The organism is Candidatus Bandiella numerosa, from assembly GCF_029981845.1.
GTDB classification, from domain to species: Bacteria; Pseudomonadota; Alphaproteobacteria; order Rickettsiales; family Midichloriaceae; genus Aquirickettsia; species Aquirickettsia numerosa.
In genome coordinates this window covers 420,420-432,852 of the sequence record NZ_CP104164.1, presented here as the reverse complement: position 1 = coordinate 432,852, position 12,433 = coordinate 420,420, and the positions used below count along the sequence as shown (strand labels likewise).

The window sequence follows — 12,433 nt, the reverse complement described above, 5'->3', positions numbered from 1 at the left end:
TTTTAAACACCTTTTGAAAATTCAATTTTTTTCATATCTTTTGTTGTCACAATCGCTTTCTTAAAGCTAGCTCTCTTGCCTTTTTTACCTTTAAAAACCTTTGCCTTTCCTTGGATATTAATTATATTCACACTTTTAACTTCTACATTAAAAATATGCTCAACTGCTTTTTTAATTTGAACTTTATTACTATCTGAACTCACAATGAACACATATTTACCCAAAGATTCAAGGCTATTGCTCTTCTCTGTTAGCAGAGGCATTTTAATAATATCATACATATTTAATTTTATCACTTAAACCTCGCCAATATACCATTAAATGCATTTTCAGAGAAATGTATCTTATCATGCTTTATTATATCTAACACATTGATTCCAGCTAAACATAGTCTGTCAACTTTATGATTATTTCCGATAGATTTTACAAAATTATCATCAAAATTACTATCTATAAACAACGTTTTTTGTGATGATAATTTATCTCCGTACATCTTTGAAAAATCTTTAAATTTATATGTATCAACTTTTAAGTGCTCGTGTATAGTAATAGATTTATCTCTATATTTCAATGCCAAAGCATTCAATAATGCTATTTTCTTTACCTTTTTATTAACTTTATATTCGTATACTTTATTTTTAGTTGGACCAAATATTATTCCTCCACCCACAAACTGCGCAGCTCTTATACTACCATGCCTCGCTTTACCAGTACCCTTTTGTTTATAAATTTTTCTGGTTGAGCCCTTTACCTCTGAAATCCCCTTAACATGACTTATAGGTGATCTTTTTTTTGCCTGCTGCCACAAAACTAATTGATGAATTAAATCATACCTAATATCTTTAATGTCAAAAATATTTGCATCAATCTTTCTTAAAATCTTATTTTCAGAACTCAATACTTCTAAATACATATCATACCTCAATAATTAACATGGTAATGCTTTTTTGATAGCATCCCTTATATACAAATATCCATTTTTGTTACCAGGTACCGCACCTTTAACCAGCAAAACATTTAATTCGCTATCAATATCCACTATAAGAATATTCTGCTTAGTCACCTTTTCACCCCCCAATCGCCCAGCCATTTTTTTACCCTTAAATACCTTTCCTGGATCTTGACATTGCCCAGTTGAGCCAGCTGATCTATGACTTATTGAAACACCATGAGAAGCTTCCAATCCTTTAAAATTATGCCTTTTCATAACGCCAGCATAACCCTTACCTATGGATGTACCAGTAATATCAACATATTGCCCTTTTTTGAAGTGATTAACATTTATTACATCACCTACTTTCAGCGCATATTTCTTATTAATAGAAAATTCCTTGATTTTCTTTTTTGGCGCTACCTTTGCTTTTTCAAATATACCTCTAATGCTTTTTGATAATCTCTGCATTTTTTGATCAAATGCTGCTATTTGCAAACTATCATAGCCATTTTTTTCCTCATTTTTCACTGATAATACAACATTCTCATCTACATGAAGTACAGTAACAGGAATAACCTCACCATTATCTTTGAAAATTTGAGTCATACCTATTTTTTTGGCTATAACACCACATCTACTTTCCTTCATTTTCAGCTCCCTTCATTTTAATTTGAATATCCACACCAGCCGCTATATCCAACTTCATTAACGCATCTACAGTTTGGGGAGAAGCTTCAATAATTAAAAATCTTGAATGATCTCTAATTTCAAACTGCTCTCTGGATTTTTTATCAACATGCGTCGATCTATTAACCGTAAACCTACTAATTTTTCTAGGCATAGGTATTGGCCCTTTATATCTAGCACCAATTCTGGAAATAGTATCTACTATTTCACTGACAGCCTTATCCAAAACCCTTGGTTCAAAAGCTTTTAATTTTAATTCTATAGATTGCTGAAAACTCATATCAAGGACCCTTTAAATTATTTAATAACTTCAGCAACAACACCAGCACCAACAGTCTTACCGCCTTCTCTGATTGCAAACTTTAAACCTTTATCCATCGCTATTGGCGATATCAATTCCACAACTATCTCTGTGTTATCTCCCGGCATTACCATCTCTACCCCTTCTTTCAATTCTACAGTTCCCGTTACATCAGTTGTTCTAAAATAAAACTGTGGCCTGTAATTCTTGAAAAACGGTGTGTGCCTTCCACCTTCTTCTTTCTTAAGTACATACACTTCCGCTTTAAACTTTGTATGCGGCGTTATACTACCTGGCTTCGCTAATACTTGCCCTCTTTCCACCTCTTCCTTCGCTATCCCTCTTAGCAATAACCCTGCATTATCTCCTGCCATCCCTTCTTCAAGCTCCTTCTTGAACATTTCCACACCTGTACACTTAGTCTTCTTGCTCTCCTTCCTTATCCCCACTATCTCTACTTCTTCTCCTACTTTTATTTTCCCTTGCTCTATCCTTCCTGTCACCACTGTACCACGCCCTGATATTGAAAATACATCTTCTATTGGCATTAAAAATGGTTTTTCTATATCTCTTATTGGCATCGGTATCGCTTCATCCACTACCTTCATCAACTCTCTTATCGCCTTCTCTCCTAATTCCGTCCCGTCTTCTGTTAATGCCTTAAGCGCCGACCCTCTGACCACTCTTGCTGCATCTCCATCAAATCCATACTTTGTCAACAACTCTCTCACTTCCATTTCCACTAACTCTAGCAACTCTTCATCTTCCACCATATCTACCTTGTTTAGGAATACTACTAGCGTTCCTATCCCTACTTGCTTTGCTAACAATATATGCTCTCTTGTTTGTGGCATCGGCCCATCTACCGCACTCACTACTAATATCGCACCATCCATCTGTGCTGCACCTGTTATCATATTCTTTACATAATCCGCGTGCCCAGGACAATCTACGTGCGCATAATGCCTATTTTCCGTTTCATATTCCACATGCGCCGAATTTATTGTTATCCCTCTTTCCTTCTCCTCTGGCGCCTTATCTATTTCGTCATATCTTATCGCTCTCTTCCCAAAATACTTCGTTATCGCCGCCGTCAATGTTGTCTTCCCATGATCTACGTGCCCTATCGTCCCTGTGTTTACGTGCGGTTTGGTTCTTTCAAATTTTCCTTCTGCCATTTTCGTTCTCCTTTTTTATTTTTCTTGGTTAATAATTTCGTTTGCAATATGTTGAGAAACTCTTTCATAGTTAGCAAATTGCATACTATATTGAGCTCTACCTTGAGTCATAGATCTCAAAGTATTAACATAGCCAAACATTGTCGCTAAAGGAACTTTAGCTCTAATAACTTGTGCATTACCCCTTGGTTCCATACCTAAAACCTGTCCACGAATACTATTTAAATGCCCTATAACATCTCCAATATAATCATCTGGCGTGATAACTTCAACATCCATAATTGGCTCTAGTAGAACCGGTGATGCCTTTTTCATACCCTCTCTAAACGCAGCTTTAGCTGCAATCTCAAATGCTAAAGCACTAGAATCAACATCATGATATGCTCCATCAAGTAAAGTAGCTTTAAAATCTATAAGCGGATACCCCGCAAGAACACCTGTCTTGCTAACTTGCTCTATACCCTTTTCAACCGCTGGGATGTACTCCTTAGGTATATTACCACCAATAATCTTGTTAACAAACTGATAACCATCACCTGATTCAGCTTTTTCAAATAAAATTTTAACTCTAGCAAATTGACCAGCACCACCTGATTGCTTTTTATGAGTATAATCAATTTCATATGAACCAGCGATTGTTTCTCTATAAGCAACTTGAGGCGCACCAATATTGGCATCAACCTTAAACTCCCTCCTCATCCTATCAACTATTATCTCTAAATGAAGCTCTCCCATACCAGCAAGTTTTGTCTGATTTGTTTCGGGATCGCTACTCACTCTTAAAGAAGGATCTTCAGCAACTAATCTAGCTATTGCCACCGACATTTTCTCCTGATCTTGCGTGGTTTTCGGCTCAATTGCAACTTCTATGACAGGCTCAGGAAATTCCATTTTTTCCAAAATGATATCATTACCTATCTCACAAAGAGTATCACCAGTAGTTGTAGCTTTCAACCCAGCAATAGCAACTATATCACCAGAAAAACATTCTTTCACATCCTCCCTGTTATTTGCATGCATTAGCAACATACGTCCAACACGCTCTTTCTTATCTTTAGTTGTATTTTGCACGGTAACACCAGATTTTAGCATACCTGAATAAATCCTAACAAATGTTAGCGTACCAACAAATGGATCATTCATAACCTTAAAAGCAAGCGCGCATAATTTACTACTATCCGAAGGCCTAACTTCAACTTCTTCATCATTTGATACTTTTAGTCCTTTTGCAGCATGAATATCTACAGGACTTGGAAGATAATCAACCACCGCATCTAACAAAGGTTGCACCCCTTTGTTTTTAAATGCCGAGCCACAAAAAACTGGGATAAACAAACCCTTTAAAACACCTTTACGAACACAAATTCTGATTTCTTCTGCAGTTAAGCTCTTACCTGATAGATATTTCTCCATCAATTCATCGTCAGACTCTACTACAAGCTCAATTAGACTAGCCCTATACTCCTCGGCCCTATCCTTCAAATCATCTGGAATTTCACCATATTCATACTCTGCTCCCAATTTATCATCTTTCCATGTTATAGATTGATTTGATATCAAATCCACAACTCCTAAAAACTCATCTTCTGCCCCAATAGGCAATTGCATGACAGCAGGTTTAGCACCTAATCTATTGACAATCATGTCAACACATCTATAAAAATCAGCCCCAGTCCTATCCATTTTATTAACAAAGCACATTCTTGGAACATTATACTTATCTGCTTGCCTCCATACCGTCTCCGATTGTGGCTCAACACCAGCAACTCCATCAAAAACAGCTATAGCGCCATCAAGGACTCTTAACGACCTCTCCACTTCAATTGTAAAATCAACGTGACCCGGGGTATCAATGATGTTAATCCTACACTGGTGACCACTTCTGCTTTTCCAAAAACAAGTTGTTGCAGCAGATGTTATCGTTATACCACGCTCTTGCTCCTGCTCCATCCAATCCATTGTGGCATTCCCTTCATGAACCTCACCTATTTTGTGAGATTTGCCAGTATAATAAAGTATTCTTTCTGTAGTGGTAGTTTTTCCAGCGTCAATATGCGCCATTATACCAATATTTCTATAATCTTCTATTTTTGTTTCTCTGTTACTCATAATTACCACCTATAGTGAGAAAATGCCTTATTAGACTCAGCCATTTTATGAGTATCTTCTTTTTTCTTATATGCCATTCCCTTTTTATTATAGGCATCCACAAGTTCACCAGAAAGTCTATCAACCATAGTTTTCTCTGATTTCCTTGATCTCGCAGCATTTGCGAGCCACTTCAGAGCTAAGGATAAAGATCTAGAAGATCTAACTTCCATAGGAACCTGATAAGTTGCTCCACCAACTCTTCTTGACTTCACCTCTATTGCGGGCCTCAAATTGTCCACAATCTCTTCAAAAGCTTCAATTGGCTCTTTCTTTACTTTATTAGAAAGATTTTCAATAGCTTCATAAACAATTTTTTCAGCTTTTGATTTTTTACCATCATACATCAAATAATTTATGAACTTTGCAATTACTACGCTTTTGTAATTTGCATCAGGAGTAACACTCTTTATTTCCGCAGCTCTACGTCTTGACATATTATTTACGATTTAGGTTTTTTTGTTCCATATTTAGACCTACATTGCTTCCTCTTTTGAACGCCTTGAGTATCTAAAGCACCTCTAATAGTGTGATACCTAACACCTGGCAAATCTTTTACTCTACCACCTCTAATCAATATCACAGAGTGCTCTTGAAGATTGTGACCTTCACCAGGTATATAACTAGTTACTTCATATCCATTAGTAAGCTTTACTCTGGCAACCTTCCTCATAGCTGAGTTCGGCTTTCTTGGGGTAGTGGTATACACCCTAGCGCAAACACCTCTTTTTTGAGGGCAACCTTGCAAAGCTGGAACCTTATTCTTAGGTACCTTAGATTTCCTAGGATTTCTAACTAATTGACTTATCGTTGGCATTACAAATATTTATAAAATTAAAACAATGTGGTCAGGAGATAATATTTATAACTTCCCATCTAGTCAAGTGATTTTTATGCCAAACCCAATATTCATTTGATTAGTAACGCGCTTTCAATAAAAACTTTTTTTTTGTATTATTTATAATAACGAAAATTGCTATGCTAAAAAAACTTGCTAGAGCTCCTATATAGAAACTTTCTACATAAAACTCAGTTTTAATAAGATCATTTATGGCCATAAATAAACCAGCTAATATTATAGACGCAACAAATTGCTTTTCACTTAAAAATTTGCCAAATATAATTGTGCACATCAATGGTATAGCTAAAGTTACCCCACAATAACTCCTAAGCAAAAGATAAAATTTATCAATATCATTAGCAAAATGGCCTGCTAAAAAAAACGTCACACCACCCACAACAATGAGACTTCCCATTTTATATACATTACTTTTGGAAAATCTTTTATCAAACAAATCATATACCAACGTGTTACTACAAATAAATAAAAATGAATCAAGAGTAGATAATATCGTTGCAGCTATACCAGCAAGAAATACACCCTTCAAACCTATTGGCAAAATATTCAATGCATAATTAAAATAAGCCTCATTAGGCATTGAGTTAGGCAAAACTGCTTTAGCATACATGGAACCCGTTACAGTACAAAAATCACAAATCATCCAAAATATAACCGAAATAACAATCCCTCTTTTTGCAATTTTCACATCCTTTGCTGCAAAACACCTTTGGTAAAAAACAGGACTCATAAATGTTGTTATAATCGAAATAAAAAACCACAAAAAAAGTCCGGAAAAAGCCTCATTAGCATTTATTGAGAAATAACTTTCATCTAAATTAATATCTAAAAAATCATATCCACCATATTGAAAATAAGAAAATACAACAACCATAATCACCGATACATACATCAATACAAATTGAATTGCATCTGAGTATATGATACCACTAAACCCCCTAACACCAATATACGAAATAACAAAAATTAGCCCCACAATCATGGAATAATACAAATCTAAACCGAATAATCTTTGAATCAGCAACCCTATCCCAATAAGATACGTAACAGGCAATGCTTTAATCAAAATCATTAATGAAGATAATTTATATGCAGTTTTGCCATATTTTTTCTGAATTATCTCTGGCAATGTAAAAACATTCATTTTTCTTGCCTTTTCGACAAAAAATAGCATAAAGAAAATCCCAGAAATATAAAAACCAATTCCATATATTGCGATAGTATTAATCCCCCTTTTAAACGCTATTTGCGTGACACCAAAAATATCTCCATACCAAGTGGAAACCAATGTTGTAACAAATAAAGGAAGTGTCAATTTGCGACCAAAGAGTAAATAATCAACCGCACTTTTTTCATTATGCCTTCTTGATAACAATACCGTGTATAGTAACGTCAAAACCGTCAAAATTACAAATACACTAAGATCCAATCTATTTAAATTCATGTAGTTATAATTTATGGTTACTTATGTTGTCATATAAATGCTTCTATATTCTGTATAAAATCACATCATTTATAAAAAATTAACTAGTTCGATTGTAATTATAAGCACCCCTAATATTAATGACATAATTATAGCTATCTTATTTTTTTGCCCTAATTTTAGGGCTATAAATGCTGGAAATATGATTGCCAACATACTTAAACTAATTGCAGCAAAAGCCAAGGCTTTTACAAAAATATTTTTTCCAAGAATTACTATTAATAAAGGAGGAAAAAATGTTATAAATATTCCTTTTAATTGATCTTTAAATACTTCCCTTTTAAATTTAAATTTCTCTAAAATATAATCATACAAACCCACTCCCACTCCTAAAAAAGAAGTAATTATCGCCATCCAACTAAATACTGAAATAATAACGTGCAATTTATCTTGCTCAGTTCTCTCTGCAAGCATTTTTATAAATTCATGCAATTTATTATCACTATTATTCACAGTATCAAAGCTGATTAAACCATGTTTTGGTAGCACTGCAGATGTAAAAAATATCCAAAGACAATATATAATTAGACTTAAAAAGCTGCCCCATAAAAATGCTTTTTTTATATCTTTTTCATTATTGTTTAAATATTTCATTATAGATGGTATGCTACCATGGAATCCAAATGATGTGAAAAAAACTGGAATTGCTTTAAATAAATTGTTGTTTTGTGATAAGTATCCATTGAAATTTTTCAAATTACTCAATTCTACCTTTGAGCTTAAAAAATATAACATGGTTATAAAAACCCCTATTTTTATAACAAAAATAATTCTATTACTTACGTCCAAAACTTTAAAATTAAATATTATAAAAAATACCAATATAACCACTACTAAATATCCTATAACTCCATTACTAAGTAAATGAGATGAATGTGGCATATTTTCCAACACACTTATCTCAACGATTCCTGATATATAAGCTGCTAAAAGAGAATAAAATAGCGTTATGATTGACAAATCTGCAATGAGCCAAATTTTAAAATCAAAACTCTTTTTACATAACTCAGAAACTGAAAATGCTCCTTTGTAAAATAAATTAACTTTAAGAACCATTAAAGAAGAATAATATCCTAATAACCAGACCATTATCAGCAAAAATAAACTTTTTATTTCACCCAAGGACGATGAAATCATTGGCAATGCCAACATGCTTGCTCCGATACTAGTCCCTGCGACAATCAATATTGAACCAAATACTTTGCTATTCATCAGCATAAATTATTTTGAATATAATTTTCTTGAGCAGAACTTAAAGCTAAACATGTGTACTGTAAAGCTTTTTTTATGAATCATAAATCCTAAAGCCCAAATCAAAATCCAGCAAAAGATTAGGCTACGATTGAACCCTCTTCTCTATCATTCTTGCAAGATACATCAACAGATTTGGAGATTCATTATCAGTTAGTATTTCATTCAATTTAGAAGAAACCTTACCTTTTTCGCCTTTATTCATGAGCAATATTGATTGGCCCAAAACTGCAATATTATTAAAATATTCTGCATTTTTATAAAAACTCTCATACATTTCTATCCCTTCCTCTGAGTTAATCTTCCCTGATGATATTTTCATCTTAATTACCATCAACTCTGCATAGTCTCTATAAATTTTATCTGTACTTTTTGAGTCTATCAGTAACTCATAATTATGTATAGAACGATTAAAATCCTTATTAGTAGCATAATACGCACCCAATTGGAGTTTTGCTAAATCCGAATATACTGTTTTGCCTACTTTAAGCTTTTCTAGTCTAGAAATTTTATCCTTATCATGAGAACCTATTGCATCTCCATATTCACTTGCCTCCTCTAATAACACATTATTTTTGTGTTTATCCCACCAAAAATAAATGATAAAACAAATGAATGTAGCCAAAACAAGAATCGCAACATGCTTCCCATAATTTTGAAGAAAATTATAAAACCTTTCCTTATTAACCTCATCCCTAATTTCGTCTAAAACATCCATACAAACAAATAGTAATTGTGATTTATATTTTTTTACTTATATTATTCTAGATAAATTGCATAAAAACATCAATATATTAATGTTTGTAGAGTTTTTTGGAGAAGTATTCAAGCTAATTTTAAATTTTGTCCAAACTTTTGGTTATATAGGGATTTTTATCATGACTTTCATAGAAAGTACTTTTATACCCGTTCCTAGCGAATTAACATTAATACCAGCAGGATTTCTAATTGCTAAAGGAGAACTGCACTTAGCCCCTGTTTTAATATCTAGCTTAGCTGGCACTTTGTTGGGATCACTTCTCAATTATTTTATGGCATACCACTTTGGTAGAAAATTATTTATAAATTATGGAAAATACTTTTTTTTAAAATCTGGCCAGTTACTTTCTTTGGAACTGTTTTTTAATAAATATGGTGCTATATCAACATTTTTTGGAAGGATGCTCCCTGGAATTAAGCATTTTATTTCGTTTCCAGCTGGACTTGCTAGAATGGATTTAAAACTTTTCATTCTGTACACTATTCTAGGAAGCTTGATTTGGCTTTCATTTCTTCTTTATCTTGGTCATATAATTAGTGCAAATGAAGAGCTAATATATACTTATATCAAAAGATTTAACATAGTGATTATTTTTGTTGTTATCATTATTGCAATACTGCTATATGCTAAGGGTAGTTTTAAAAACAAAAACAAGTAATGTTTGACATATTAGTAATCGATGATGAGAAAGACATTGGGGAACTAATAAAAGATATAATTGAGGACGAACTCCATTTAAAAACAGAATTTGTACTTAACTCATCAAGTGCATTAGAAATACTCAAAAAATCTTCCCCAAAAATAGTCATTCTCGATATTTGGCTGGAAGGTAGTGATATGGATGGATTGGGCTTATTAAAAATCATCCGGAAAACTTACAAAGAAATTCATGTTATAGTGATTAGCGGACATGGTAATATTGAAACTGCAGTAAAAGCCATAAAGCTGGGAGCCTATAACTTTATTGAAAAACCGTTTAAATCAGAAAAATTGGTAATAACTGTAAAAAGAACGTTAGAAAATATTGAGCTTCAACAATATAGCACTCAACTAAAACAACAAAATGATTTAGCTTCTATTATAGGCACTAGTAAACAGATTACTGAAATTAAAAGTAAAATTGCAAACAATATAGGATCAAATGCTAGAACTATGATATTTGGAGAGATTGGAACTGGCAAAGAAAAAATTGCACGTCTGATTCATGCTTATCAGAATTCTAATGACAAACCATTTTATAAAGTAAACATTGAAAATCATTCCGAGAAGGAATTGGATAGCATTTTATTCGGAAACACTGAATCTGCTTCTATATTTGAAAAAGCAAAAAGATCAACGATATATCTGAGCGAAATTTCAAAATTATCAAAATGCTTGCAAAAAAAGCTACTTAATTACTTGAATAATTCACAAAACTCTAATCAATTGGGTAAAATAATTTGCTCCTCTACTATAAACCAAGAGCAACTAATTCAGGATTCAAATTTTAATCAAAGCTTGCTTCAAAGACTATCATTAACAATATTAGAAGCGCCTCCATTGAGAGAGAGAAAACAAGATATAAAACTTATTGTAGATTATTACATTAATAATTTTAAAAAACATTATCATATCAATAATTTAAACCTGGGTAGTGAATTTTATGCACAATTCCTAGACTATGATTGGCCAGGAAATATTTTAGAATTAAAAAATTTTATTGAAAACCTACTGTTGAAATTACTTTTAAATCAAGAACCCCTACTAAACTCTAATGATTTTTCACTTTCTCAAAATAGTAAAAACATTTTTACTGCCTATTTCGACAAATCATTAAAAGATGCAAAGCAATTATTTGAAAAAAAATACATAGAATTTAACCTTCAAAAATTTGATAGCAACATCACACATACAGCCAAACACATCGGCATGGAAAGAACAGCCCTACATAAAAAAATCAAAGATCTAGCAATAAAATTGCACAACTAATACTTGCATTAATTGCAATTCGTTAGTACGCTTAATTTAAGTGCTATTAAATGTGTGTGAAATCCACCCTGTTCTTATATAGAACGTTACTCACAACCATGGTTTATTTACAACCATTAGTACGGTAACAGAATAAAAATAATAATCAAGGAGGAAATTGATATGAGGGGAAAAAATATTTTATATACTACTTCAATTATATTTGGATTTTCATTATCTTTCGCTACAAATCCACTTACAACTTATGCAAATTGGTATGAAAAACCTTTTTTTAAAATGAATGTTGGTTACGGCTTTCCTGAAAAATTAACCGATAAATATGATGGTGATAGAGAAAGTAAAAAACCATCTAATGCAATGTTGTACAATGTTGGTTTGGGTTATAAATTAACAAATAACTTATCAACATATTTAGACTATACAAATTTCAGAAATATGAATCACACAATAAATCAACAAAATGCCACTGCTAAGCATGATGTAAGGGCAGATTTATTTAATTTAAATTTTCAATATAATTTTAATAATGAAAATCATTTTATGCCTTACATAACAGCAGGAGCAGGCGTTTCAAAAAATAAATTCGGCAACTACACAATAAAGGATGATACTACCAATCAAATTATTTACAGTGAAGTCAAAAATACGCATAGCCAATTTGCTTGGAATGCTGGTTTGGGAGTTGAGTATAAACTAAATACAAAAATTAGCATTGGGACAAATTATAAATATGTAAATCTAGGCCATGTTAAATCATTAGGATATGGTTATGATGAAGATGGTAATAAGAAAGATGACCCAAAAAAATCTAAATTTAATATACACACCGTTAACTTAGGATTGACATATCATTTTAACTAAAAT

The 12,433-nt window shown here is 32.6% G+C and carries 14 protein-coding genes; 3 read left to right on the top strand and 11 right to left on the bottom strand.

Going from position 1 to position 12,433, the window contains the following annotated elements; genetic code table 11:
• Positions 1-2: 2 nt before the first annotated feature.
• From rplW to N3Z17_RS02020, 11 genes are all read right to left on the bottom strand, one after another.
• Positions 3-296: a 50S ribosomal protein L23 gene (rplW, locus tag N3Z17_RS02070; protein WP_282472355.1), complete on the bottom strand. Its 294-nt coding sequence runs from the start codon at positions 294-296 to the stop codon at positions 3-5.
• Positions 293-913 (bottom strand): 50S ribosomal protein L4, encoded by a 621-nt coding sequence (gene rplD / locus N3Z17_RS02065; protein WP_282472354.1) that lies wholly within the window; start codon positions 911-913, stop codon positions 293-295. Before rplD ends, rplW begins: the two co-directional genes overlap by 4 nt.
• Before the next feature lie 15 nt (positions 914-928).
• Entirely contained in the window at positions 929-1,582 is a 654-nt protein-coding gene (gene rplC / locus N3Z17_RS02060) for a 50S ribosomal protein L3 (protein WP_282472353.1), read from the bottom strand.
• Positions 1,569-1,901, bottom strand: coding sequence for a 30S ribosomal protein S10 (gene rpsJ / locus N3Z17_RS02055; RefSeq protein ID WP_282472352.1), 333 nt, complete (start codon positions 1,899-1,901; stop codon positions 1,569-1,571). Before rpsJ ends, rplC begins: the two co-directional genes overlap by 14 nt.
• A gap of 17 nt (positions 1,902-1,918) precedes the next feature.
• Positions 1,919-3,100, bottom strand: coding sequence for an elongation factor Tu (tuf, locus tag N3Z17_RS02050; RefSeq protein ID WP_282472236.1), 1,182 nt, complete (start codon positions 3,098-3,100; stop codon positions 1,919-1,921).
• Between the two features lie 15 nt (positions 3,101-3,115).
• Positions 3,116-5,209 (bottom strand): elongation factor G, encoded by a 2,094-nt coding sequence (fusA, locus tag N3Z17_RS02045; RefSeq protein ID WP_282472351.1) that lies wholly within the window; start codon positions 5,207-5,209, stop codon positions 3,116-3,118.
• 2 nt (positions 5,210-5,211) lie between these two features.
• Positions 5,212-5,685: a 30S ribosomal protein S7 gene (gene rpsG, locus N3Z17_RS02040; protein ID WP_282472350.1), complete on the bottom strand. Its 474-nt coding sequence runs from the start codon at positions 5,683-5,685 to the stop codon at positions 5,212-5,214.
• 5 nt (positions 5,686-5,690) lie between these two features.
• The gene (gene rpsL / locus N3Z17_RS02035; protein WP_236870447.1) at positions 5,691-6,065 is read right to left on the bottom strand and encodes a 30S ribosomal protein S12; all 375 of its coding nucleotides are present in this window, start codon (positions 6,063-6,065) and stop codon (positions 5,691-5,693) included.
• A gap of 100 nt (positions 6,066-6,165) precedes the next feature.
• Positions 6,166-7,551 (bottom strand): sodium:solute symporter family protein, encoded by a 1,386-nt coding sequence (locus tag N3Z17_RS02030; protein ID WP_282472349.1) that lies wholly within the window; start codon positions 7,549-7,551, stop codon positions 6,166-6,168.
• 69 nt (positions 7,552-7,620) lie between these two features.
• The gene (locus N3Z17_RS02025) at positions 7,621-8,802 is read right to left on the bottom strand and encodes an aromatic amino acid transport family protein (protein ID WP_282472348.1); all 1,182 of its coding nucleotides are present in this window, start codon (positions 8,800-8,802) and stop codon (positions 7,621-7,623) included.
• A 124-nt stretch (positions 8,803-8,926) separates the two neighbouring features.
• Complete coding sequence (locus tag N3Z17_RS02020; protein WP_282472347.1) at positions 8,927-9,559, bottom strand: DUF2659 family protein; 633 nt, start codon at positions 9,557-9,559, stop codon at positions 8,927-8,929.
• Between the two features lie 160 nt (positions 9,560-9,719).
• On the opposite strand from N3Z17_RS02020, the gene N3Z17_RS02015 reads away from it, so the two are divergent.
• From N3Z17_RS02015 to N3Z17_RS02005, 3 genes are all read left to right on the top strand, one after another.
• Positions 9,720-10,259, top strand: a complete 540-nt coding sequence (locus tag N3Z17_RS02015) for a DedA family protein (protein ID WP_282472346.1) — start codon at positions 9,720-9,722, stop codon at positions 10,257-10,259.
• Positions 10,259-11,569 carry a sigma-54-dependent transcriptional regulator gene (locus N3Z17_RS02010; RefSeq protein WP_282472345.1) on the top strand — a complete coding sequence of 437 codons (1,311 nt, stop codon included), beginning with the start codon at positions 10,259-10,261 and terminating at the stop codon, positions 11,567-11,569. The genes N3Z17_RS02015 and N3Z17_RS02010 overlap by 1 nt, the downstream gene beginning before the upstream one ends.
• A gap of 162 nt (positions 11,570-11,731) precedes the next feature.
• Positions 11,732-12,430 (top strand): outer membrane protein, encoded by a 699-nt coding sequence (locus tag N3Z17_RS02005; RefSeq protein ID WP_282472344.1) that lies wholly within the window; start codon positions 11,732-11,734, stop codon positions 12,428-12,430.
• The last annotated feature ends 3 nt before the right edge of the window (positions 12,431-12,433 follow it).